The following is a 23,955-nucleotide window of genomic DNA, read 5'->3' on the forward strand; positions in this document are numbered from 1 at the left end:
CCGATGGAGATGCCTCGCACCCGGCTGCGCCCCATGGACCTGCTGCGCCTGGGCATGATCGGGCCGCGTACCCGCAAGATGCGTACCGCCCTGTCCGCGCTGGGCATCTCGCTGGGCATCGCCGCCGTGGTCGCGGTCACCGGCATCTCGAACTCCAACCAGCAGCACCTGCTGGCACGGCTGGACCAGCTCGGCTCCAACCTGATCACCGTGGCCCCCGGCAAGGGGCCCGACCAGCAGCCGGTGCCGCTCCCGCTCACCGCGGAGAAGATGCTCTCCGCCATCGCGCCCGTGCAGCGGACCACCGCCACCGGGGCCACCAAGGCCCAGGTGTACCGCAACGACCTGGTGCCGGCGCAGCAGACCGGCAGCCTCACCGTGCTGGCCGCGCGCCTCAACCTGCTGGAGGTGCTGCGCGCCGAACTGCACACCGGCCGGTGGCTGGACGCCGCGAGCGAGAACCTCCCGGTGACCGTGCTCGGCGACCAGGCCGCCCAGCGCCTCGGCGTCACCGGACCGGGCGAACGGGTGTGGCTGGGCGGACAGTGGTACCAGGTCCTCGGCATCCTCGCTCCGAACGAACTCGCCCCCGAACTGGGCACCGCGGCCCTGGTCGGCTGGCCCCAGGCGGTCGCCCACCTGGGAGCGGACGGCAGCGCCGCGACCGTCTACCTGCGGTCGTACTCCGAACGCGTGCCCCAGGTCCAGGCGGTGGCCGCGGCCAGCGCGAACCCCGCCAGCCCGACCATGGTCGCGGTGAGCCGGCCGTCCGATCTCCTGCTGGCCCGCACCGAGACGGAGAACAGCCTCACCGCACTCGTACTCGTCCTGGCCGGCGTGGCGTTGCTGGTGGGCGGTGTCGGGATCGCCAACACGATGGTCGTCGGCGTCATGGAACGCCGCGGCGAGATCGGGCTGCGCCGCGCCCTGGGCGCCCGGGGCGGCCAGATCTCGGCGCAATTCCTGCTGGAGGCCGTGCTGATGGGCTTCATCGGCGGGATGGGCGGGCTGCTCCTCGGCAGCCTGACCGTGTACGGCTACGCGCTGGTCCAGGGCTGGCCCGCGGCCATCCCGCTCTACACCCTGGTCGCCGGGCCCTCGGTCTCGGTGGTGGTGGCCGCCCTGGCCGGGCTCTATCCGGCGCTGCGGGCCGCCCGGGCCTCCCCCACGGACGCGCTGCGCTCGGCGTGACGCCCGCGGGTCCGCGCGGGCCGGGGCCTTCGCGGTACAAGTGCGCAGGTCCGGGATAGGGTGCCGCCGACGGATGTACTCGGTGGGGTGGGGCGGGACATGACACTGCGGGACGGGGATCCGCGCGCGATCGGCGGGTATGTCCTGATCGCCCGGCTGGGTTCCGGCGGGATGGGCACGGTGTACTCGGGGCGGGCCGCTTCCGGGCGGCTCGTCGCGGTGAAGCTGGTGCACCAGCAGTTCGCGGACGACCCGGAGTTCCGGACCCGGTTCCGGCAGGAGGTGGCGGCCGCCCGGCGGGTGAGCGGGGCCTTCACCGCCGCGGTGGTGGACGCCGACCCGGACGCGGAACGGCCCTGGATGGCCACCCAGTTGGTGCCGGGGTGGACCCTGGGCGCGCGGGTGAAGGCGGACGGGCCGCTGCGCGGCAGCGCGCTGCGCGTGCTCGCGCTGGGACTGGTGGAGGCGCTGCGCGAGCTGCACACCACCGGGGTGATCCACCGTGACCTGAAGCCGGACAACGTCATGCTGACGGACGACGGGCCGCGGGTCATCGACTTCGGGATCTCGCGGGCGGCCGGGCAGCAGACGCTGACCTCGACCGGGCAGATCCTGGGGACGCCGCCGTACATGTCGCCGGAGCAGCTGTCGGCCCCGGCCCGGGTGCGGGCCTCGTCGGACGTGTTCTCACTGGGCTCGGTACTGGCGTTCGCGACGACCGGGCGGGGGCCCTTCGACGCGGAGTCGCACTACATGACGGCCTACCGCGTGGTGTCGGAGGCGCCGGACATCGCGGAGCTGGCCGATCCGCTACGGGCCGTGGTCGCGGCCTGCCTGTCCAAGGAGGCGGCCGCCCGGCCGGGACCGGACGAGCTGCTGGCCGCGCTGGCGCGGATCCCGGCGGCCGACTGGGAGAACCCGCTCCGCGAAGGCGACGGCCGCGGCGGGGAAACCCGTAAGCCCGTCGGGGCCGGGACCTGGACCGGCTCGCGGGCCGGCGACGAAGCGGGGCCGGGGGCGGGCGGCGACGCCGGCGCTGACGCACGTACAGACGCGGGCACAAACGCGGACGCGGACGCCGACGGCACCGGAACCGCCGCGTCCCGGGAAGGGACCGGGGACACCGGCGGGCCGCTCACCCGGCCTTCGGGGCCCCCGACCGGCCCCGCCGGCGACCCGGTGGCCCTGCGGCCACGGCGGATGTCCGGGCCGCGCCGACGCGCCCTGCTCACCGGGGTACTCGTGGCTTCGCTGCTGGTCGGCGGCGGGTACTACTTCGGGTTCGCCCCGCGGGAGGGCGGCACACGGGACGACGCCAAGGCCCCCGCCTCGTCCTCCGGAACACCCGGCCCCTCCGGCGGCGCATCGCGTACGCCCTCCCAGCCGACGCCCACCGGGAGCCTCGCCCCGTACCTGGCCACCGACGGCGGCAGCCCGGGCGGCAGCCGTGCCTACGCGGACTCCCCCGCCCGGCGCCCCGCCGGGTGGCGGGCCTGGGACGGCATCAAGGAGATGGCGTCCTGCGTGTACGCGGCCTACTCCCTGGTGTGCACGTCGCCCGACCCCGGCAAGGACCATTCGGGCGACGGGCTCAACCGGTACGACGCGGCGACGGGCAAGCTGCTGTGGGGGCAGCTGCTGCAGGACGGTGTGGACGGGCAGCCCCCGCTGGTGGCACCCGGGACGGTGGCCGGAACCCACACGGTGATCGTGCCCGGCAGCAAGGGGTTCACCGCGCTGGACCTCGCCGAAGGCACCCCCCGGTGGGAGTTCCCCACCAAGGAGAAGCTGAAGCGGGCGGTCCTGGACGCCGACGGCAGCCGGGTGTTCGCGGTCTCCGCCTCCGGCACGGTCACCGCCCTGGAGACCCGGTACGGCAAGCTCCTGTGGCAGCAGCCGGTGTCCGGATCCGAGGACGGCTACCCGGCGCTGAGGGTCGACGGGGACCGGGTGTACGTACAGGGGCGGACCCAGAAGGCCGACATGGGGTTCCAGACCTTCGTGACCGCCCTCGACGGGGCCACCGGGAAGAAGCTGCCGTTCGGGACCCCCCAGGACGGCACCCGGTTCGCGATGCCCGGGACCTGCGAGACCCGTGGGCTCACGCTGGCCAGGGATGTGTACGACGACACCGTCTTCCTGTGCAGCAAGGAGAACGGGGCGGGTGTGCTGCGCGGCGAGCCGGCCCATCAGCGGAGCGCGGACCTCCCGTACGCCGGAACGACCCTGTCCGGGCCCGCCGCGGCCGGGGACAAGGTCTACCTGATGGCGACCGCGGCGGGCGGCGAACCGGGCTTCATGGAGCTCAACCAGGAGTCCGGCGGCGCCGTGTGGCGGATTCCGCTGGCGAAGGAGTGCACCGACCCGGAACGCCCGGAGGCCGCGAACGCGGTGGTGGTGACCGACGGGCTGGCCTACGTACGGTGCCGGACCTCGGGCGTGGTCATCGACCTGGCCTCCCGCAAGCAGACGGGCAGGTTCACCGTCCCGGGCGGCGTCCGCCCGGGAACGGACGGCCCGGCCGGCTTCCTGGTGGTGGGCGGAATCGTCTTCACCCCCACCGCCAAGGGGTGGTCCTCCGTCGAACCCTCCCCGGTCTAGCGGGTGTTCTCCGGGAGGATCAGGATCCAGACGATCTCTAGCCGACGCCGGGGATCTGGCGGTCCCTGAACGCCGTCCGGACCGCGTCGGCGGCGCTCGTCCCGTACATGCTCCGTGCGGTGGCGATCGTGGCGAGCGCCGCGTCCCGGAAGCTGGTGTCGGGGGCGAAGTCGAACTGTGCGTTGACGATGATGCGGTCGGCCGTCCTCGCGCCCAGGGCCCCGCGGATGTCGAGGAGGGCGCGGGACCAGATCTCGCCGTCCGCGTGCACCTCCCCGGTGCGGTCCGCGTAGACCTTGTCGCCGTCGATGCGGCGCAGGCAGTGCGGGGCCGCGCTGTAGCCGACCGAGTCCCAGTCGGCCACGCACGCGGGGTCGGTCCCGCGCGGCCAGCCGCGGACGGCGGCGGCGTGGTCGCCGACCGAGACGGCCAGGTAGTCGCCGAAGGCCTCGCCTATCGCCCCGGCCTCCGGGGAGGTGCCGAAGCCGGGGACCTGCGCGTGGTGCACCGCGTGCCCGTACTCGTGGACGATGACCTCCGCGTCCTCGGCGTCGTCGACGCCGCCCTTGCCGAAGCGGATCTCGGCCTTCTTGTCGGTGAAGAAGGAGTTGTCGGCGCCCCACTGGTTGATGCGCACGGGCTGGGCTCGGTCGTTGGCCCCGGGCAGTTCGCTGCCGAAGCCGAGGCCCTGCAGGTACTCCTGCGCCTCGTTGACCCAGAAGTAGGCCATGACCTGCTCGAATTGGTCGTCGGCGCGGTTGTAGCGGCCGGCGTCCCGGGCGGCGGCGGGCGCCCCGGTCTCCGACTTGATGTACGCCCACCGGCCGGAAAGGCCCCCGCCGGCGTCCAGGTTGCGCAGCGCGGCCGAGGCGTAGGCGGAGTCCGGTACGGCGCCGGCCGAGTCCTTGGCGTCGACGAGCGTCTGATCACCGGTGGACTGGACGGGGTTGACCATGAAGACGCGGCCCTGGGGCGGGGCGGACGCGGGCGCCGAGGCGTCGGCCGAGGCCGGTACGGCCAGGCCGAGCACGGTCAGTGACGCGATCACGGCAGCGGAACGGCCGCGGGAGGTACGGCGGGGCATGGACATTCTCCTGTGCTGGGCGTGTGGTGCCGGAAGAACGTGCGTGGTGCGGTGCGGTGCGGACGCGATCCTTGCTCAACGTCCCCGCGTTTGACCAGCCCCGGAGCGAAGCAACCGATCCGGCGGCCCGTCGGTGGGGGATGAGCCCTCGGGTCCGGGTGGCGCATGATGTCCCGCGTGCACACTGCGGAGGAGTTCGGCGGAGCCGACAGCGGAGCGGGCAGCGGAGCCGACAGCGGAGCGGGCAGACCGGGGGCCCGCGCGCCGGGAAACCGGAGCGCCCCGGGGGACATGACGGATGCCGTCCGGGCGGCGCAGCAGGGGGACGAGGCGGCCTTCCAGGCCCTGTTCCGCGCGGTGCAGCCGGTACTCCTGCGCTACCTGACCGTCCTGGTCGGTGAGGACGCGGAGGACGTGGCTTCCGAGGCCTGGCTCCAGATATCCCGGGATCTGGGCTCGTTCACCGGGGACTTCGACGGGTTCCGCGGCTGGGTGTCGACGATCGGCCGGAACCGGGCCATGGACCTGCTGCGGCGGCGCCGCCGCAGACCGTCCGTGAGCGTACCGGTGGAGTCCCTGCACGACCGGGCGGCCGCGGAGGACACCGAGGGGGCCGCGCTGACCACGATGGGGACCGGCGCGGCGCTCGCCCTGATCTCCCTCCTGCCCCGCGACCAGGCGGAGGCCGTGCTCCTGCGGGTGGTCATGGACCTGGACGCGGCCAGTGCCGCACGGGTGCTGGGGAAGCGAGCCGGGGCGGTACGGATGGCCTCGCACCGCGGGCTGCGCAGGCTCGCCGAACTCCTCGAACAGCAGGGTGTGGGGGGCGCGGGGGCCGCAGGGGCCGCGGGCAGTGGGGGCATAGCGGGTGAAGCGGTCGATCCGGGGCGGTCTGAAAGAACTTCTGCCCCAGGAGTGACACCGACGACGGCTCCGACGCTGAAGGGCACGACATGAGCACCCACCGATCCCGCCGGATCGACCGCGCCACGGCCGAGCAGTTGCTCGCCGATGCCCGGTCGCGGGCGTCGGGCACGCAAGGCATGTCCGAGGCAACGGAGTTGGCGGAGTCGTCCGGCACCTCGGGCGGCCACGAGGCACTCGCGGGGCTGCTCGCAGCCGCCGCCGCTCCGGCGGGGAAGGCCGAACTGGCCGGCGAGCAGGACGCCCTGGCCATGTTCCGGGCCGCCCGCCTCGCCCCCGCGGCCGACCCCTCGGCCGCGCCTGCGGCCACCCACTCGGCCACACCGGCACCCGCAGCCGTAGCCGTAGCCGTAGCCGTAGCCGCACCCGCACCCGGATCCGCAGCCCCCACCGCTCCCGCCCCGACGCCCCGGAAGCGGTCGCTGCGCACCCCGGCGACGCTCCTCGGTGCGAAGGTCGCGGCCGCCGTACTGGCTGCCGCCCTCGGCGGTGTGGCCGTCGCGGCCGGTACGGGCAACCTCCCCCCGGTCCTCGGCGGCGCCCCCGCGCACGGCCTCCCGGCCGCCTCCCCCGCGCCCGCCACCCGGGTCACGGACGCGCCGTCCCCACGGGTGTCCGGCCGCCCGTCCGCGGTGGTTCCCGCCGACCTGGCCGAGCTGTGCCGGGCCTTCACCCGCGCTCCCGGCCCGCGCCCCGAAGAGGCCCTGGCCGAGCAGCGGTTCGCCGCGCTGGTCGCCGCGGCGGGAGGCCGGTCCCGCGTTCCGGGCTACTGCACCCCCGTCCGGGGCGACGGACCGCAGCCGAGCGGCTCCGCGCCATCCGCATCGCCGACGCGCAACCCGCGGGCCGGCGCCCCCACCCATCCCGGCAAACCCGATCCGAGCCGACGTCCCGTCACCCCGGGCCCGGGCGCCGGGGAGCACGGGCCCGCCACCCGTCCGCCGGGCCGCCCGAGCACCCGCCCGTCCCCGCCCCGCGGGGACGTCCCGACCGGGCGTCCCCGCGGCGCGAACCCCTGACCCGGGCCGGGATCCGGTCCGGCGCAGCGCGGGTCGCCCCCGTGTCCGTACCCCCACCCGGGTCCCGTCCACCGCGCCGTGTGGACGCACCGCGGCGCCCTCGAACCCCGCCCGTCGGGACGCCGACCGGTCGGTGCGAGCGCGCCTGGTCACCGTCGGCGTACGCCCACGACTGCCCGGAACGAGCCGGGAACAGGTGCTCGGTTTGGCGGGTGCGGGGAATCTCAATACGATCCGGCGATGATCACTAGAAGATGGGTGAGGGCCAGTGCGTGCGGCCTGTTCGTCACCCTCGCTGTCGGGTTGTTCCCGTCAGGTGCCGCCGCCGGTGAACCGGTGGCGAAGGAAGCTCCCAAGGTCGAGTTGGTGCTGGACGTCAGCGGCTCGATGCGCGCACAGGACATCGACGGGCAGACCCGGATGTCCGCGGCGAAACAGGCGTTCAACGAGGTACTGGACGCCGTGCCCGACGAAGTGCAGCTCGGCATACGGACCCTGGGCGCCAACTACCCCGGTCCCGACAAGAGCCTCGGCTGCAAGGACACCAAGCAGCTCTATCCCGTAGGCCCCTTGGACCGGACCGAGGCCAAGACGGCGGTGGCCACGCTGGCCCCCACCGGGTGGACGCCCATCGGACCGGCGCTGCTCGGGGCCGCCGAGGACCTGAAGGGCGGCGACGCCACCCGGCGGATCGTGCTCATCACCGACGGCGAGGACACCTGCGCCCCGCTCGACCCCTGCGAAGTGGCCCGGGACATCGCGGCCCAGGGGATCCACCTGGTCATCGACACGCTCGGGCTCGTTCCCGACGCCAAGACCCGCGACCAGCTGATCTGCATCGCCGAGGCCACGGGCGGCACTTACACCTCCGTGCAGCACAAGGCCGAACTGTCGGGCAGAGTACGGCAGTTGGTGGGCCGCGCGGCCACGCCGGTGGTCAATCCGGTGGCCGCCGAGGGCGCCAAGGAGTGCGCGGGAGCACCAGAGTTGAAGCCCGGTCTCTACAGCGACCGCGAGAGCTTCTCGGAGCACCGCTGGTACCGGGTCTCCGTGGCACCGGGCCAGGAACTGCGGGCCTCGGTCAGCATCGGGTCCGACCGCGCCGTGAACAACGACTACGGCGTGCTGCTGCGCGCCACGACGACGAGCGGCCGGGAGATCGTACGCGGCCAGGAGGCCGGCGACGGGCGGACCGACCTGATCTCGTCCGGGCTGCGCTACCCGAAGGCCGGGGACGCGGACGACGAGGAACCTGCCGAGACCGTGTGTCTCCAGGTCAGCAACTCCTTCTCGGCGCCCGCCTCGGTCAAGACCACCCCGGGCATGCCGGTCGAGCTGACCATCGACGTGGTGGACGGCCCGGACGGGGCCTCCGACGTGGCCTCCTTCGGCCTCGGCCGCGGCTGGTGGCTGCTCGGCGCACTGGCGCTCACCGGCCTCCTCGCCGGACTGGTGTGGGGCTGGGTCTCGCGCTGGCGTATCGCGGTCTGGAGGACCAACTGATGAGTGCCCTGAGACGTGAACGACGCGTGCGGCGCGCGCTGACCGCCGCCCTGCTCGTGGGCGGCGGCCTGCTCGGGGTGGCGGCCTCGCCGTCGCCGAGCCCGAGCGGCACCGGGGAGGGTCCGACCGAGGCCGGCACGGCCTTCCGTACCGCCACCCCGCTCCAGCTGGACCAGGACGCCACGGCCGACGCTTCCACGGGCGACTACCTCTACTGGGTGCTCCCCCTGGACTCGGGCCAGCGCGCCACCGTGCGGGCCTCGGTCACCCTGCCCGCCGCGACCGGCCGGCACTCGGCCTCCACGTGGCAGCTCGACGTGTACGACGGTCTGCGCCGCCGCCAGCCCTGCATGTACGGCACGCAGACCGGTACGGCCTCCAAGGACGCCGCGGCCGTCGACCTGTCCTGCACCCTGCGCCCGGTCCGCTCGGGCGCCGACCAGTGGGCCAACGACCCCCTGCCGGGGGCCTATTACATCCGGCTCACGGTCACCGACCTCGCGCAGGAGGACCTCGGCCAGCCGGTACGGGCACGCCTGCGGGCCGAGGCCAAGGACGTCGGCGGCGCCTACGCCGCCGACAACGCCCTGGCCGTACCGCTCGTCCCCGGCGCCGGCACGGCGTCCGGTGTCGAACCGGCCGACGGCTGGTCGGGCTCCTGGTGGTCGGACCGCTGGCTCTGGACGGCGGCCGGCGGTCTGCTCGCCGCCCTCGCGGGCATCGGCGGCTACCGCCTGACCCGCGGCGCCGGCCGCCCGGGACGGGTACCGCCCACCGCCTGACCCCGGCCCGGGTGCGGGGCCGACAGGCCCCGCACCCGGGAATGGCGCGGCATCCGCACGCCGGAGCCCTCGGCTTCGGCTTCGGCTTCGGCTTCGGCTTCGGCTTCGGCTTCGGTCCCGGCCCGTTCTCCCCGCTCCCGCGGGGCGGGAGGCGCTCGGCGGTTCAGGGCCTCCGCGCGCCGGAACCTCCGTCCCGGCCGCCCAGGCGGAACGTCGCGGAGCCCGTGGGCGGCAGGAGCGGCCGCCACGCTTCGGGAAGCGCCGCCGGATCGGCGAAGGTCACGTTCACGAAATCCCCGGACCCCGCGAAGTCGGCCCCGGCGAAGGTGGCCCGGTCCGCGAAGACCGTGTCGAAGAAGGCCGTCAGGGCGGCGAAGGTCGCACGGTCGAAGGTGACCGGCCCCTGGAAGCGGACCTCCTCGAACCGCAGATCGGCTCCCCACACCGTAGAGGCGAAGGAGACGGGCCCCTGGAAGACCGTCCGCCTCAACTTGCTGCGGCCGCGGAAGACCGCGTGCGCGAACTCGGCCGCCCCCCGCACCCTCATCCCGCTCATCCGTGCCCCCGCCCACAGTTCGGCCATGGTCAAGTCGAGGCCCCGGGCGAACTCGGCGTCCGTGAAAGTGGCGTTGCCGTCGAAGTCCGCCCTGACGAAACGCGCTTCGCCGTCGAACACGGCCGAGTCGAAGGTCGCGCCGCGCCGGAAATCGGCCCGCCCGAAGGAGGCGCTCTCCTTGAAGTGGACCGCGTCGAACCCCGCCCCGCCTTCGAAAACGGCCCGGTCGAAGGAGGCCGCGCCCTCGAACTCCCCTCCGGGCGTCGCCCAGTCACCGGTGAACCGCGCCCGGTCGAAGCGGGCGCGCCCCACCCGCACCTGCCCCACCCCGGGCTCGCGCAGCGCGAGCAGCAGGTGGCCGAGCAGGTCGTCGCCGAGGGTGGTGCCCCGCAGGTCCACCTCCGCGCCCGGTCGCAGCGCGTGGAGGTACTCGGCCCGTTCCACCGCCGCCACATGGGTGAGACAGCGCAGGCGGCCCGGCAGGCGGACACCGATGCACCCGCCGGGATCCGCCTGCGTGCCGCCGTACCCGCAGCGCGGCCAGTCGACGCCCGGGACCTCGATCCTCAGCTCGGCATCGATCAGCGCCCGCCCCACCTCGGCGGCGGAGGCGGACCAGATCCACCCGCGCGGCTCCGTCCCCGTGTGCGCCAGCGGCTCGGCCGCGAGGGTTTCCAGCCCGCGGACACCGAGCAGTGATTCGCCCTTCACGACGACGACCGTTGCCGGGTCCCGGGAACCGGCCGGCCTCCGGGCGCGCTCCGCGCCGTCGGCCAGCGCCCCGGCCTCGTCCGCCGCCGGTCCCCGCAGATCGGGCGTGAACCGTCCTCCGGCCAGAGCCACCACCAGGGAGATCTCCCATTCGCCGGAGCCCGCGCGCAGCCGCTCCAGCGCCGGGGGGAGCGCGGCCAGCAGTCTCCCGGCCCTGGCGAGGGCGCCCGGATCCTCCAGGGGGACGAACAGGGCCCCGTCTCCTGCGGAGAACACCGAGCCGGCCCCGCCCGCGCCCGTCTGCGCCCGCAGGAGGATCTGGGTCACTTCCTCCGTCGCCGACCGGTCGGCCGGCCCCTGCTCCACCTGGATCCGCACCGCCATGCAGACACCCGAGCGTTCCCTCCCGGTACCCGCGTGCGCCGCCACCACCGCACGGAATCCGGGCTGCTCCAGCAGGGCCTGCCCCGTGAGGAACACCATCCGGTCCGGCAGCACCGAGTGCACGATGCCCGCCAGCAGGCCGTCCCGGGAGACCGGGGAGCCCGTGTAGTGGGTCCAGGCCTCCGGTTCGGCGGAGAGCCGGACGAGCTCGCCGTTGCGCTCCCCCTCGTACGGGAGCACCTCGGCGGCCAGCGCCACCGCCTCGCCCTGATCCGTCGCACCGTCCACGACCAGGTGCTCCCCCGGGGCCGCGAACCCCTCCGCCCAGGCCGGCTCCGCCCGGTCCGCGGAGTCCGCCAGGTCCACCTCGGAGACGAGCAGGAGCACTTGGGGCGACCCTCCGTCTCCCCAGGCCTGGCGGCAGAGGAACTCCTGGTCTTCGACCCTGACCCAGGCGAAGTCGCTCGGGCGCGGGTTCTGCGCCGCATCACCGACCGTCAGGACCAGTCGGGGCGACAGCAGCACGCCCACCGCCTGCGGATCGCGCTGCGACTCGTAGCGGACCCGCACCACGCGGTCGGCCAGTCCCGACACCGGCCCGGCGGCGAGGGCGAACGGCATCGCACCCGGGGCCAGTTCGCGGCGCCCCCTGCCACGGGGCCCCCGGCGGATCGCCGTGAAGTCCCGGCCGGTGCCGCGCTTGTGGGACATGTACTCCCACACGCGCCGCCGCACCAACTCCCGTACGGCGGCCACGTCTCCGCGCAGCTGCGACCCGAGCAGGGCTTCCCGTACGCCCGGCAGGAACTCGAACTGGGCCGAATCGGCGTCCTGTTCGCCATCCCAGGGGGCGAGCAGCCCGCCCAGGGCCACTTCCGCGAGGTGGCCGTGTTCGGACTCCCGCAGCAGGGAGCGGCGTACGAGGGTCATCACGGGCAGGGTCAGCGGTACGGCGGCCAGGTGGTCGGCGAGACGCTGGGCGGTCGGAGAGGCGCTCGCGCGGAAGCGCTCCACCGCCTCCAGGGGGTCCGGAACGAGCTTCGGGGCGCCGGGTGTCCCGTACGGGCCCCCGCGCGCGGGTTCCGCGTCGAGGCGCAGGCACGCGAGGCGCCGCCACCGGCCGTCCCCGGACACCACCCGCACCAGCCGGGCCAGACTCCCGGAGGCGATGCCGACGACCGGGATCACCGCCCCGCCGCCGCGGGCCCGCCGGGCGGCCGGGACCCGCTGCCAGGAGCGGGTGGCAGCGGCGGGCCGGTCCGCGCGCACGGCGAAGGGGACCGGCTGGACCGCCCCGCGCGTCCAGAGCCGCTCGGGCAGGACGTTCAGTACGGCCACGGCGTTGTGCGCCGACCACTGCCGCAGCACACCGCGCAGGGGGGCTTCGCGCCAGCCGCCGGCGACCGTGTCGGAAAGGACCAGGATCAGCCGCCGGCCCGCCGGGTCGACCAGCTCCAGGGGGTTGCGGGGCGGGCTGTCGCGATGGTGCGCGACCATGGGGGCGCCGCCGGGGCCGGTGCCCGTGAGCCGCCAGGTCCGTACGTCGCGGAAGACCCCGCTGCGGGTGAGGACCCCGCGCACCTCCTCCACCAGGTCGGACCAGAGCAGCATCGAGTGGTGCGAGTCGACGACCAGGGCCACGTCCAGCCAGCGGCTCTCGGCGGGGCGCAGGACGGGGGTGAGCACCATCCGCTCGATGCTGCGCTCGACGGTGAGCTGTTCGTCCAGCTCCTCCCCCGGGCCGCCGATGCTGCGGCGGCCGATCGGGCGCAGGGCGCGCATCAGGGCGAGCGGGTCGTCGAGGGTGGCGGCGCGCGGCAGCCGCACCGCGGTGCCCCGGCGTGCGGCCGGCGCGGGCGCGCGGCCGGGGGTGGCTCCCGCGGCCCGGCCGGCGACGGGCTCCGCGGGACCCTCGGGGGCGGGGGCCTGCGCGGGTGCGGGGAAGTACTCGACTCCCGGTTCGACGGCGCCGCCGCGCGCCTTGGCGGGTAACTCCGTCCCGTCGAGGGCGGGTTCGGGTCCGGCTTCCGGGGGTGTCCCGGGGCGCTCCGGGGGCAGGACGGACGCGTCCACCCGGGTGGCGAGCCACAGGATGTCGGCGATCTCCTCCGCCCCGACCCCGGGGCGCGGGCCGATGTCCTCGGCGCCTTCGGCCAGGGCGGCGAGGAGCTTCTCGATCACGCGGAGGGTCCGGTGAGGTGGTGCATGACGGTGGCGAGGAAGCGTTCGCGGTCCCCGGGGGCGGACCAGGCGCCGGCCAGGCGGAGCTGGATGGCGTTGAGGAGCTGGTCGGTGGCGAGGTCGCCGTCCTCGGCGCGTTCCAGGAAGCTCCGCACGAGCTCGCGGTACTCCTCGCTGTTCTCGATGTCGACGCCGAGCCGGCCGCGCACGATGCGGGCGAGCTTGTCGGGTCCCGGCGGGTCCAGGTGGAGCCGGACGCAGCGGCGCAGGAAGGCGGGCGGGAAATCGCGTTCGCCGTTGCTGGTGAGGACCACGATGGGGAAGTACCTGCACTGGACGCGGCCTTGGGAGATCCGGACGGCCCCGCCCGTGTCGTCGTCGGTGCCGATGGCGACGGTGGGGGCCTCCTTGACGAGCCGGGCGAGCTCGGGGATGACGAAGCCGCCGTCCTCGAAGACGGTGAGGAGGTCTCCGGGGAGGTCGATGTCGCTCTTGTCGATCTCGTCCACGAGCAGGACGCGGGGGCGGTCCTGGGGCAGGAGGGCCGTGCCGAGGGGGCCGAGGCGCAGGTAGCGGGCGATGGACGGTCCGCCACCGGCGGGGGCGGGGGCGGGTGCTTGCCCGCTCCCGCCCGGCGCGGCCGGCTCGGCGCCGGGCGTGCGCAACTGCTCCAGCCCGGCCTCCTGGAGCCGGCCGATCGCGTCGTAGAGGTACAGGCCGTCGCGCAGGACGGTGCGGCTGGTGACCGGCCAGTGCAGGACCGGCCCCAGGCCGAGGTCGGCGGCGATGCTGGAGGCGAGCGTGGACTTGCCGACACCCGGCTTGCCGGTGATCAGGAGCGGCCGGCGCAGGTGCAGGGCCGTGTTGACCACGTCCTTCTCCAACTCGTCGGGTACGTAGCCCTCGCCGCGCCGCCAAGTGCGCTCCCAGGCCGGCCCCTCGCAGCCGGGGGGCGCGTACGCCGGGTCGGGGACGCCCTTGAAGTCGCGCCAGGGCGGTGGCGGTCCGGCCTCCAGCCTGGCCCGGCGTTCGGCGGCCTCGCCGGTCCCTTGGTACAGCCACCAGTCCTTCACCACAGCCTCTGCCTCCATCGTCGGTGTCGCGGGCCGTCGCCGCGAGCGGTCATCGGGATCGGTGCCGGATTCGGATTCGGAGTCGAAGTCGGGGGCGGGGGCGAGGGCTTGATCGGGCGCGGGGCCCGGCCCGGGGTCCACCTCGGGGTCCGAGGAGAAGTCGGCATCGGCGTCGGTGTCGTGGGCGGGTTCAAGCCAGGGACCGGACGGTGAGGGTGTCGTCGGGATCGTCCCACAGGAGGACCAACCGGTCTCCCCCCGGCGGCTGTCGGCGATCCCCGCCGGGGGCGCCCGCGCCCGCGACGGCCGCCGCCCGGCGCACCGCGCGCACGCGGGCGGGCAGCGCGAGCACGTCGAGTGCGCCGGGGTCGGGCGGCCGCCCGTCCTCGCCGGCCGGTGCCAGCAGATCGAGCAGGCCGCCCGCGGACCCGCCCGGAGCCGCCCCCCGGGCTGCGGCGGGGTCGGCGCCCGCCGGGTCGGGGCGGTGCCAGAGGGCCACCGGGACACCGCCCTCCAGGACGGCCTCGACCACCGCCGCCGTGATCGCCCCGGCCCGGGTGTGTGCCAGTACGCACGCGGGCGCCGGTCCCGCGCCCAGTTCCATGCCGAGCCCGTCGTCCGCGTCCGCGTCGGTCACCACCCGGACCGCCTCCGGGTGCCGGCGGCCCTGGGCCCACAACCAGCGCCACTTGCCGCGCCATTCGGCTCCGGTGTACTCCCGCTCCTGCGGGCAGCGCACCACCACCTGGTAGAGCACGCCCAGGGGCCGGGTCCGCCTGCCCGGGCCGCGCGGGACCGGCCACTGGTCGAAGTCCAGTTCCAGCAGTTCGTACGGCACGTGGAACTCGATCCGCTCCACCGCGCCGGACGGCCGCCCGGCCTGCGCGTCGGCGCCCGACACCCGTGCCGCCGCCATGAGTTGTCGTACGAGTGCGTCCCGTACCGCCTCCAGCCGCACCGGTTCCCCCTCCGATTCCCAGATGTGCTCGGTCGCCTCCCGCCGCAGCCACATCCGGGCGAGGAACCCGTCCTCCCCGCCCGGCGGCGTCTCCAGCCGTACGTGCAGGGCCGTCCTGCGGGGCGGCGGGGGCGGGGGTGGCAGCGCGGGCAGGGCGAGGCGGTCGCGGGTGTCGCTCACCCAGTCGCGCAGCCGGGCCGCCCACCGCTCGTCGCCGGGCGCTCCCTGTTCCGCGAGGAACCGTACGAAGGGCACCGGGAGCGGCATCCCGCCCGGCCCGCCGAGGCGTTCGTCGAGGTCCTGGACCACCTCCAGCAGGGTGTCGCCGGGCAGGCCGCCCCGGGCGGGGGCCGCGCAGCCGGCCGCCTTGAACGCCCACAGGTACGCCTCGTAGGCGCAGCGCGGCAGGTCGCGGTCCTCGAAGAGCTCGCCGAGCCCGTCCCAGGCGGCCTGGTCGAGCCGGCCCGCGCGCGGGGGCGCCAGCCCGGGGGGCCCGTCATCGGGGAAGTCGAGGAAGGAGCAGGCGTCCCAGTCGCGGTCCACGACGAACTGCGGGAGCTGCCAGCCCTCGCCGCGTTCGCGCAAGTCCAGGAAGGTGCGGTGGATGGAGCGGGCGGTGTCGGCGAGCCCGGTGACGGCCTCGCGCACCGGGCGTTCGCCGAGTTCGGCGAGGAGTTCCTCGGTGAAACGGCCCGCGCCGCGCTCGGCGTCGTTCTTCGCGGCCTCGCCCTCGCGGGAGGCGTACAGCCGGAACTGGCGCCGTCCCGGGACGGTGGCGCCGCCGCCGTAGTCGCTCGTGCCGAAGTTCCACCGGGCATCGCGGGGTGCGTCGACCCGGCAGGCGTCCACCAGGGCGGCCTGGTAGCGGAAGAGCTCGCGCTTGACGAGGCTGGTGCGCCACCAGCGCAGCGCGGAGTCGAGGTTGAGGTGGCGGATCTGGCCGGGCCGGGCGTCCGCCGAGGGCAGCATGAGTTCACCGCGGCGCGGTTCCGTGTAGCCGTGCCCGGCCCAGAAGATCACGAGCAAATCGCCGTCGCAGGCGGGAAGTTCGTCGAAGAGCACCGATTTCACGTTCGCCTCGGTCGCCGGGCGGTGCGTGGTGCGCAGGGCCTGCAGTGCGGCGGAGTCCGACCAGTCGAGGGAGTCCGGGTCATCGAGCGGGGACAGCAACAGCCGTACGTGGCCGGGCGGCACCTCTCCCGGTCCGGTCAGCCATCGGGCGAACCGCAGGGCGTCGCGGGCCGGGCCGCGCAGGTTCCAGTGGCGGCTGACGTCGTAGCTCTCGACCCCGGCGACGAGCGCGAAGGTGCGCGGCCCCAGGTCGCGGGGCAGGAGGTCGAGGGAATTCACCCGATCTCCGCTTCGGCCACCGCCTGTTCGATGCGTGCGTAGAGGGAGTCCTGTTTCCAGTAGGCGCTGTGGCAGGCCGGGAAGGGCTGGCGGCTGGCGATCTCCTGGTCGCTGACGCGCGGGTCGCCGGGGAAGACGGGCTCGGCGAGGTAGGAGAGCACGTCCTGGCGGTCGTAGACGTTGAGCCAGCGCGGGAAGGCGTACGGGAGCCTGGTGCCCGGCACGATCCCGGCCAGGGCGCCGAGTTCGTGGAGGAAGGGCGCCTGCGAGCCGACGGTGACGAGCAGTTCGACGCCGGGCACCGGCTCGCCGCGGGCGGCCGCCAGGGCGAGGAGGTCGACCAGGGCGATGCCGCCGAGGCTGTGGCCGATGAGTACGGTCGGCCCCGGCTCCGCGGTGATCCGCTCGTGCAGGAAGGCACGGAGGTCGGCGCCCCGGGCCTGGTAGCGCAGGATGTCGCCGAGGGCGGGGGTGGCCCCGACGGTGAGGGAGCCGCGCCAGGCGTTGAGCAGGGGCTGGGTGGTGACGCGCATCGCGAGCCGGCCGAGGACGGCGGCGGCGCGGGCGCCGGGGACCCGGGCGTCGCCCCCGAGGCGGGCGGTGATCAGCTCGACGAGGCGGTCGCGTTCGGCTCCGGTGCAGTCGGCCTCGGCTCCGGCCGAGGCGAGGGCGGCGGCGGTCACCGCGCGGGCCAGGGCCTTGGCCAGCTCCCGGGCCTGCGGCTCGCCGACGGCGCGGGCCCCGGCGCGGGCGGCCTCGGCGGAACGGGAGACGGTCTTCAGGGCGGCGGGGAATCCGGCGGCGAGGCCGGTGCCGAGCAGTAACGCGGCCTGTTCGCCGCCGTCGGGGACCGCAGAGAGTTCGGCGAGCTCGGCGAGCAGGTCCAGTACGCGCTCGCCCGCGGACTGCACGCCCGGCATGGCGAAGCCGTCGTCATCGGGTGCGCCGCCGGGGTGGCCAAAGGGGTGACCCTCGGGGTGGCCGACCGCGTGGCCGTCGGGGTCGCCGTCGGCCGCGGTGTCCCAGCCCGCTTCCGCCAGCACCCGCAGCTCGCAGAGCGGGTCGGCGACCAGCAGCCCCCACTCGGCGATCTCCTCGTCGTCCGGGCCGGGGGCCGCGCCGGGAGCGCTCAGTCCGGGCACGGAACGGCCCTGGGCGCTCAGGGTGGCCCCGTACCGCTCCCCCCAGAAGCAGGAGTCGACTCCCGCCCCGGGGAACCGGGCGGTCAGCCGGTCCCGGACCAAGGCGAAGAGCAGGTCGTGCCGCTCGCGCCGCACCCCCGTGCCGTGCACAAACAGAAATCGCATCGCGGCTCCGCCCCCTCGCACAGTCGTCCCCCGCTCGGCACGATAGCGCCGCGCGGCGAACGGGGCCCTCGGAACGTCGAGTTCGGGAGCCGGGGCGGACACCCGACCGCACCGGGCATCCGCCCTGGCCGCACCCGGCAGCCCGCTCGACCGCACGCGGCGGCCCGCCCCCTCCCCCACACCTATCAATCACCTGTCACATGTGAAATATTACTCCCGCTCCGGCCAACCCGACCGACCGGAACCTCCAGAAAGGTCAGCTACCTTGCGCAGACTCGCTGCGGTGGGAGCGGCGATATCCCTCGCCCTCCTCGCCGCCCCCGCGCTCGCCGCCACCGCACCCCCGACACCGGCCCCGACGCCCGCCGGGCAGCAGCAACAAGCCGATCAGCAGCAGGCCCGGCAGGCCGCCGCCCCGCCGCCCGCGCCCCTGGAGCTCCAGCGCCAGGCCCTGCGCCGCCAGGCCCTCGAAGAGGTGGCCGCCGGCCGCCCCGGCGGCCTGCGCGCCGAGGCCGACGGCAGGCTGCCGCGCCTGGCCAAGGTGGGCAAGCGGTACGTCGAGCTGGCCCGGGAGCGCAAGGACAAGGTCTTCGTGATCCTCGCCGAGTTCGGCGACCAGGTGGACACCACCACCGAGTTCGAGGGCAAGCCGCGCTTCGGCGGCGCTCCGGGCCCGGCGCACAACACGATCGGCAAGCCCGCCGCGGACGACAACCACACCCTGTGGCGCAAGGACTTCGACCGGTCCTTCTACGCGAAGCAGTTCTTCTCCACCGACCCGCAGTCGGCCTCCCTGCGCGCCTACTACCGGCTCCAGTCGTCCGGCCGGTACGACATGGACGGCATGGTCACCGACTGGGTCAAACTCCCCTGGAACGAAGCCCGTTACGGCACCGACAACTGCTCCGAGTCCGGCCAGTGCCGGACCAACTGGGACATGATCCGGGACGCCACCGACTCCTGGTACAAGTCCGAGCGGGCGAAGGGCCGTACGCCCGAGCAGATCAAGGCGCAGCTCGCCGAGTACGACGTGTGGGACCGCTACGACGCCGACCACGACGGCAACTTCGACGAGCCGGACGGCTACCTCGACCACCTCGTCGTCGTCCACGCGGGCAAGGACCAGACCTGGGGCGGCGGTACGCAGGGCAAGGACGCCGTGTGGGCGCACCGCTGGTTCGCCTACTGGAACCAGGCCGGCAGCGCGGGCCCGGAGGGCAACAAGGCGGGCGGCACCCCGGTCGGCGACAGCGGCATCTGGGCCGGCGACTACCTGACCGGCGGGGAGAACAGCGGCGCGGGCCTCTTCGCGCACGAGTTCGGGCACGATCTGGGCCTGCCCGACCTGTACAGCTCCGACGGGGACAACAGCGTCAACTTCTGGTCGCTGATGTCCTCGGCGTCCTACCTGGGCAAGGGCCGCAATTCCACGGGCGAGTTCCCGGGCGACCTCGACCCCTGGAGCAAGCTGCAGCTGGGCTGGCTCCGGTACACGGAGGCCGACGCGGGCCGCACGACGCGGGCGACGCTCGGGGTGTCCGGCTACAACACCGAGGATCCGCAGGCCCTGTTGGTGCACCTGCCGCCGTCCTCGACCACGACCGAGCTGGTCGACCCGTACGAGGGTGGCAGCCAGTGGTGGAGCGGCACGGGTGACTTCATGGACAACACGCTGTCGCGCACGGTCGATCTCTCGGGGATCGCGGCCGGGACGGCGGCCCGCCTGGACGCCCGGGTCTGGTACGACATCGAGCAGGACTTCGACTACCTGACGGTGGAGGCCTCCACGGACGGCGGGGCCGCCTGGACGGCGCTGCCGGGCACGGTGGACGGCGCGCCGATCGGGTCGAAGGGCATCTCCGGCACCTCGTCCGGCTGGACGCGGCTCTCGGTCCCCCTGGACCAATTCGCGGGTACATCGGTCCAGTTGAGGCTGCGCGTCACCTCGGACAGCAACACCCACGGCAAGGGCGTCACCTTCGACGACATCCGCGTCACGGCGGGAGCCGACGGCCGGGAGCTGCTGCGCGACGGAGCGGAGCAGGGCGCGAACGGCTGGACCGCGGTCAAGTGGTCGCGTACGGAGGGCCGCACGGGCAGCGAGCAGCACCCGCGCGCGTACTTCGTGGAGAACCGCCGCTACACCGGCTACGGCAACCTGCTCAGGACCGGGCCGTACAACTTCGGCTTCACGGGCGACAAGGTGGAGTTCTACCCGTACCAGCAGGGCGTGCTGATCTGGCTCTGGGACACGGCGTACAGCGACAACACCACCAAAGCGCACCCCGGCGGCGGCATGCTGCTGCCCGTCGACTCCCGCCCGGAGCCGCTGACCCACGCGGACGGCACACTGCTGAACGCGCGGGCGCAGACCTTCGACGCCCCCTTCTCCCTCGGGAAGAGCGACCGGATCGTGCTGCACAAGGCGGGCGCGCCGACCGTGATCCCGGCCCGGAGCGGCGTACCGGTCTTCGACGACCGCCACGGGTCGTACTGGAACGCGGGACTGCCGCAGCTCGGGGTCAAGGTGCCGGACACCGGGACCCGGCTCGCGGTGGTGAAGGAGGCCGCGGGCGGGGCGCTGACGACGGTACAGCTCAGCCCGTCGAAGTGACCTGCCACAGCTGAACGCGGGGGTGGCGGGGACCGCCGGTCAGTGGCGCACCAGGCAGAAGGGGTGGCCGGCCGGGTCGGCGTAGACCCGCCAGCCCTCGCCCGCCCGGTCCCCGTCCAGCGGGGTGGCACCGCAGGACAGAGCCTGCGCATGGGCCGCGTCCAGGTCCGCCACGGCGAAGTCCAGGTGGAGCTGCTGGGGCCGGGCCGGGTCCGGCCAGCGGGGCGGCCGGTGGTCCTCGGCGTACTGGAAGGCGAGGACCTGGCCGGCCGGGAGGTGCAGGGTCGCCCAGGTCGCGTCGGTCGCCCAGCGCCGGTCGGGACGGTTGACCTCACCGCCGGTCAGGCGCTGGTAGAACGCGGCCAGCGCCGCCGGGTCGGGACAGTCCAGCACCACGCACTGCATCTCGGCGATCATGAACCGATCCTAGGGCGTGTCTTTCGGAGCAGGCCGGGCCTGCTCCGAAAGACACGCCCTACGCGTTGCGGCGCTCGTGCCGCTCCACCGGCGGGGCGTGGTGGGCCGGGTAGGCGGTGGTTTCCGGGGTGGTCGGCAGGTGCCGCTTGGACAGGACGCGGAGCATCGTGACGGGGTCGAGCAGGGTGCCCGGCGGCCTGGTCAGCGACAGCACGCCGAAGAAGCGGGCGGCGATCGCCTGGTCGGCGTTGGCTCCCGCCATCACCCGGGACATGTAGCGCTGCAGGATCCGCGTGGCCCGGTCCGGCGGCGGCCCCTCCGTCACCGGGTACCGCATGTCCTCGCTGGTGGCGATCTGCCAGGGCACTGCGGCCGCCGCGAGGGTCCGGCGCTGGATCCGGCGGGAGGCCGCGGCGATCTGCTCGGGGTCCAGGGTGCGGATCTCCTTGGCCAGGGTCTCCGCGGCGAGCGCGGCGACCGTCATCCCGTGTCCGTACACGGGGTTGACCCGGCAGGCGGCGTCACCGAGGACCACGAAGCCGGCCGGCCAGTGCTCCAGGCGCTCGTAGTGGCGCCATTCGTTCATGTTGTTCCGGAAGGCGGTGGGCGAGGACAGCGGGACCGCGTCCCGGATGGCGTCGTACAGGGCCGGACTGCGCAGGCTCCGGGCGAACGGGAGGAACTCCTCCTCCTGTACGGGCGGCGCGTGTTCGCCGTTGCCGACGAGGGTCACCAGCCAGCGGTCCCCGTCCAGCGGCATCAGCACACCGCCGCGCGGGAGTTCGGGCCGGCCCTGGACGTACATGCCCTGCCAGCGCCGGTCAGGATCCTTCGGGATCTCGAAGTAGCGGCTGGAGTAACCGAGATGGGAGTCGTAGCGGGTGACCGCCGGCGCCGGGTGGCCGAGGGCCGTGAGCCAGGCGGGGGCCTTGGAGGAGCGTCCGGTCGCGTCGACGACGAGGCGTGCGGCCAGCCGCTCGCCGCCGCGCAGTTCCACGCCGGTGACCGTACGGCCGTCCGGCCCGGCCACGAGCCCGGTGGCGGTCGCACCGGACCGGACCCGGACGCGTGCGTTGCGGAGCACTTCCGCGCGCACCGTCGAGTCGAGCAACTCCCGGCTCGCGAGCAGCACTCTGGCCCCGGACACCGGCCCGAACCAGTCGGCCGGGCTGAGCCAGAGGAAGTCGCGCGGCGAGTCGAAGAGGCCCGCCCCCGCCGCCACCAGTTTGTCGGTGATGCCCGGCAGCATGAGCTCGATCAGCTCCACACCCCGCGACCACAGGATGTGCGCGTGCCGGGACTGGGGTATCCCGGGGCGGAACACCGGCTCGCCCTGCGGCAGTTCGTCCCGCTCGATCAGGGTGACCCGGGGGAACCGCATCGCGAGCACCCGTGCGGCCAGCAGCCCGGCCATGCCGGCGCCGAGGACCACCGCATGGTCCCCGGCGCGGTCCTCGGCGTGCGGTCCGGTCTGCGCATCGGTCTGCGGGCCGGTGGTACGTAGGTGGTTGTCCGTCGCGTCGTCGTCCATGCCACCAAGTGTGGCCGCGAACGGGGCGCCCTGGTCAGGCCCCGGACGGGGCGCCCGGGGGCTCGACGGGGGCGGACGGGCTCATGCCGGGGCGCGCCCCCACCGGGCCCCCGGCCGGACCCCCGGACGGACCCCCGGACGGCCTCGTCGGGAGGGGGGCCGGATCAGGGGCAGAGGACGGTCCAGGTCACCTTCACGTGCCCTCCGTCGTCCCCGCGGAAATCGCTGGTACGGGTCCCCGGCTGATCCGTGTACGGATCCCAGGCCACCGTGCCCCGGGCGACCAGGTCGTCGGCCGAGGAGGCGTCGTAGTCCCAGAGGAAGACGCCGATCTCGAACGGGCCGGGCCCGTACGTGGCCCCCGAGCCGACGCGCTGGTAGAAGTACGGGTCGGGGTCGGTGCGGCCGCCCTGGTTGGGGAAGGTCGACGGGTCCGAGCCGGAGCGCGACCACACGGCGGTGCGCGCGCCGTCACCGGTGCGGACCGCGATGTCCCCGTAGAGCGCGGGGCGGGTCGTGCCGTCGTCGAAGTAGGTCAGTTCCGCCCGGTCCACGCGGACCCGGCAGGCGGGGACGCCCTGCACCGGGGTGACGGTGTAGGTGACGGAGGCCTCGCCGCCGTCCACCCCGGCCATCTTCGCGGTGAACCGGCCGAAGCCGAGCGCCGGGTCCCAGTGGACGCGGCCGGCGGCCATCACGTCGTCGTTGTTCCCGGCGCTGTAGTCGGCGTCGACGAGATAGGCGGTGAGGGTGGCCCGGCCGCTGAAGACCTGACTCCGGGTGGAGTCGTCGAGGCCGAACCACGGGTCGTAGTCGGGAAAGGCGGTGGCGCCGGACCGGTCGCGGTGCCAGAGGGAGCGGGCCGTCCCGTCGGTGGTGAGGGTGAGCCCGTCGTAAAGCTCGGGTCCGCTCTCGCCACTGGAGGTGAACCGGGCGGAGTCGACGGTGATCCGGAACGGGCCCTTCTTCAGCTCTACTTCGCTCACCGGGTCCTTGGAGAACTCGGCGACGATCTGCCGGCGCACCCAGTCGTTGCCGAGCAGCCCGTAGTGCGCGGGGCAGCCGCTGTCACCCACCGGCAGGACGTGGTTGACGGCTCCGGCCAGCTCCGTGGAGCGCGGGGCGCGGCTGTCGCCGGGCGGGATCTGCTGGTCGCAGGTGGAGCTGAAGGTGGTGTAGCGGGTGGCTCCCGGGGTTTCGTCACCCGCGTTGAGCGAGTTCAGGAAGGGGCTGCCCGGAGTCATGTCGGCGAGCGAGGCCGCGTGGATGTCGCAGAAGGTCGCGAAGGGTCCGCAGGGCGCGGCGTCCCCCGCCCCGTGATTGGGCCCGCCGAGCGAAACCCAGGCACGGACCCGCGAACTCCCGCCGTCCTTGAGGTACTTGCGCGTCAGCAGCGATCCCATGCTGTGAGCCACCACGTCAACCGGCCGGCTGCCGAACCGTTCGGCGAGGAAGGCACCGAAGCGGGCGGCGTTGGAGTCGTTGGTGGCGGCCCAGTCGTAGCCGAATTGGGCGAGGTCGCTGGAGAGCCACCCCTGGGCGTGCAGGTGGTCCTCCAGCCCGTCGAGAGAGGCCGCGGTGTCCCCGAAACCATGGACGAGCACGACCGGCGTACGCCGCTGCGCGCGGGCGGCGCCCTCCACGGCCTGATCGGCCCGCGCCGTCGGGGCGGTCAGCAGGGTGGCGACGAGCGCCGCGGCGAGGGCCGCGGCCAGGGCGACGAGCATCGGGAACAACAGGGGCACGGGCAGGGCGGATCTGCGCATGGC

The 23,955-nt window shown here is 74.5% G+C and carries 15 protein-coding genes; 7 read left to right on the forward strand and 8 right to left on the reverse strand.

Features of this window, described 5'->3' with window-relative positions:
• Positions 1–3: 3 nt before the first annotated feature.
• Positions 4–1,191 carry an ABC transporter permease gene (locus OHA37_RS07500; RefSeq protein WP_266903558.1) on the forward strand — a complete coding sequence of 396 codons (1,188 nt, stop codon included), beginning with the start codon at positions 4–6 and terminating at the stop codon, positions 1,189–1,191.
• A 99-nt stretch (positions 1,192–1,290) separates the two neighbouring features.
• Positions 1,291–3,792: a protein kinase domain-containing protein gene (locus tag OHA37_RS07505; protein ID WP_266903559.1), complete on the forward strand. Its 2,502-nt coding sequence runs from the start codon at positions 1,291–1,293 to the stop codon at positions 3,790–3,792.
• Between the two features lie 37 nt (positions 3,793–3,829).
• On the opposite strand, the gene OHA37_RS07510 is transcribed toward OHA37_RS07505, so the two are convergent.
• The gene (locus tag OHA37_RS07510; RefSeq protein WP_266903560.1) at positions 3,830–4,876 is read right to left on the reverse strand and encodes a M4 family metallopeptidase; all 1,047 of its coding nucleotides are present in this window, start codon (positions 4,874–4,876) and stop codon (positions 3,830–3,832) included.
• 168 nt (positions 4,877–5,044) lie between these two features.
• Between OHA37_RS07510 and OHA37_RS07515 the strand changes: the two genes are divergently transcribed.
• The 4 genes from OHA37_RS07515 to OHA37_RS07530 all read left to right on the forward strand — a co-directional run bounded on the left by OHA37_RS07515 (position 5,045) and on the right by OHA37_RS07530 (position 9,104).
• Positions 5,045–5,833: an RNA polymerase sigma factor gene (locus OHA37_RS07515; protein WP_323182404.1), complete on the forward strand. Its 789-nt coding sequence runs from the start codon at positions 5,045–5,047 to the stop codon at positions 5,831–5,833.
• Positions 5,830–6,819 (forward strand): hypothetical protein, encoded by a 990-nt coding sequence (locus OHA37_RS07520; protein ID WP_266903561.1) that lies wholly within the window; start codon positions 5,830–5,832, stop codon positions 6,817–6,819. Before OHA37_RS07515 ends, OHA37_RS07520 begins: the two co-directional genes overlap by 4 nt.
• 240 nt (positions 6,820–7,059) lie before the next feature.
• The gene (locus OHA37_RS07525; protein WP_266903562.1) at positions 7,060–8,322 is read left to right on the forward strand and encodes a VWA domain-containing protein; all 1,263 of its coding nucleotides are present in this window, start codon (positions 7,060–7,062) and stop codon (positions 8,320–8,322) included.
• Positions 8,322–9,104, forward strand: coding sequence for a hypothetical protein (locus tag OHA37_RS07530; RefSeq protein WP_266903563.1), 783 nt, complete (start codon positions 8,322–8,324; stop codon positions 9,102–9,104). Before OHA37_RS07525 ends, OHA37_RS07530 begins: the two co-directional genes overlap by 1 nt.
• 163 nt (positions 9,105–9,267) lie before the next feature.
• Here the strand turns inward: OHA37_RS07530 and OHA37_RS07535 are convergent, their stop codons facing one another.
• The 4 genes from OHA37_RS07535 to OHA37_RS07550 form a co-directional block, all read right to left on the reverse strand.
• Complete coding sequence (locus OHA37_RS07535) at positions 9,268–12,936, reverse strand: SAV_2336 N-terminal domain-related protein (RefSeq protein ID WP_266903564.1); 3,669 nt, start codon at positions 12,934–12,936, stop codon at positions 9,268–9,270.
• Positions 12,933–14,009 (reverse strand): AAA family ATPase, encoded by a 1,077-nt coding sequence (locus OHA37_RS07540; RefSeq protein WP_443046292.1) that lies wholly within the window; start codon positions 14,007–14,009, stop codon positions 12,933–12,935. The genes OHA37_RS07535 and OHA37_RS07540 overlap by 4 nt, the downstream gene beginning before the upstream one ends.
• Positions 14,010–14,199: 190 nt before the next feature.
• Complete coding sequence (locus tag OHA37_RS07545; protein WP_266903566.1) at positions 14,200–16,317, reverse strand: VMAP-C domain-containing protein; 2,118 nt, start codon at positions 16,315–16,317, stop codon at positions 14,200–14,202.
• Entirely contained in the window at positions 16,314–17,624 is a 1,311-nt protein-coding gene (locus OHA37_RS07550) for an alpha/beta fold hydrolase (RefSeq protein WP_266903567.1), read from the reverse strand. The genes OHA37_RS07545 and OHA37_RS07550 overlap by 4 nt, the downstream gene beginning before the upstream one ends.
• A gap of 265 nt (positions 17,625–17,889) precedes the next feature.
• Here OHA37_RS07550 and OHA37_RS07555 point away from each other — a divergent pair, with 265 nt between their 5' ends.
• The gene (locus OHA37_RS07555) at positions 17,890–20,238 is read left to right on the forward strand and encodes an immune inhibitor A domain-containing protein (RefSeq protein ID WP_266903568.1); all 2,349 of its coding nucleotides are present in this window, start codon (positions 17,890–17,892) and stop codon (positions 20,236–20,238) included.
• A gap of 39 nt (positions 20,239–20,277) precedes the next feature.
• On the opposite strand, the gene OHA37_RS07560 is transcribed toward OHA37_RS07555, so the two are convergent.
• The 3 genes from OHA37_RS07560 to OHA37_RS07570 form a co-directional block, all read right to left on the reverse strand.
• Positions 20,278–20,655 (reverse strand): VOC family protein, encoded by a 378-nt coding sequence (locus tag OHA37_RS07560; RefSeq protein WP_266903569.1) that lies wholly within the window; start codon positions 20,653–20,655, stop codon positions 20,278–20,280.
• Positions 20,656–20,713: 58 nt separating this feature from the next.
• Positions 20,714–22,186, reverse strand: coding sequence for an NAD(P)/FAD-dependent oxidoreductase (locus OHA37_RS07565; RefSeq protein WP_266903570.1), 1,473 nt, complete (start codon positions 22,184–22,186; stop codon positions 20,714–20,716).
• Between the two features lie 164 nt (positions 22,187–22,350).
• A complete protein-coding gene (locus OHA37_RS07570) occupies positions 22,351–23,952 on the reverse strand; it encodes an esterase/lipase family protein (protein WP_266903571.1) in 1,602 nt (533 codons plus the stop codon).
• Positions 23,953–23,955 lie beyond the last annotated feature (3 nt).

It is taken from the genome of Streptomyces sp. NBC_00335 (genome assembly GCF_036127095.1).
Lineage (GTDB): Bacteria > Actinomycetota > Actinomycetes > Streptomycetales > Streptomycetaceae > Streptomyces.

What these genes read in the sequence shown, in the direction of transcription:
- OHA37_RS07500 (WP_266903558.1), top strand. Translation starts at nt 4, where the DNA reads ATGGAGATGCCTCGCACCCGGCTGCGCCCCATGGACCTGCTGCGCCTG.
- OHA37_RS07505 (WP_266903559.1), top strand. Translation starts at nt 1,291, where the DNA reads ATGACACTGCGGGACGGGGATCCGCGCGCGATCGGCGGGTATGTCCTG.
- OHA37_RS07510 (WP_266903560.1), bottom strand. Translation starts at nt 4,876, where the DNA reads ATGCCCCGCCGTACCTCCCGCGGCCGTTCCGCTGCCGTGATCGCGTCA.
- OHA37_RS07515 (WP_323182404.1), top strand. Translation starts at nt 5,045, where the DNA reads ATGTCCCGCGTGCACACTGCGGAGGAGTTCGGCGGAGCCGACAGCGGA.
- OHA37_RS07520 (WP_266903561.1), top strand. Translation starts at nt 5,830, where the DNA reads ATGAGCACCCACCGATCCCGCCGGATCGACCGCGCCACGGCCGAGCAG.
- OHA37_RS07525 (WP_266903562.1), top strand. Translation starts at nt 7,060, where the DNA reads ATGATCACTAGAAGATGGGTGAGGGCCAGTGCGTGCGGCCTGTTCGTC.
- OHA37_RS07530 (WP_266903563.1), top strand. Translation starts at nt 8,322, where the DNA reads ATGAGTGCCCTGAGACGTGAACGACGCGTGCGGCGCGCGCTGACCGCC.
- OHA37_RS07550 (WP_266903567.1), bottom strand. Translation starts at nt 17,624, where the DNA reads ATGCGATTTCTGTTTGTGCACGGCACGGGGGTGCGGCGCGAGCGGCAC.
- OHA37_RS07560 (WP_266903569.1), bottom strand. Translation starts at nt 20,655, where the DNA reads ATGATCGCCGAGATGCAGTGCGTGGTGCTGGACTGTCCCGACCCGGCG.
- OHA37_RS07565 (WP_266903570.1), bottom strand. Translation starts at nt 22,186, where the DNA reads ATGGACGACGACGCGACGGACAACCACCTACGTACCACCGGCCCGCAG.
- OHA37_RS07570 (WP_266903571.1), bottom strand. Translation starts at nt 23,952, where the DNA reads ATGCGCAGATCCGCCCTGCCCGTGCCCCTGTTGTTCCCGATGCTCGTC.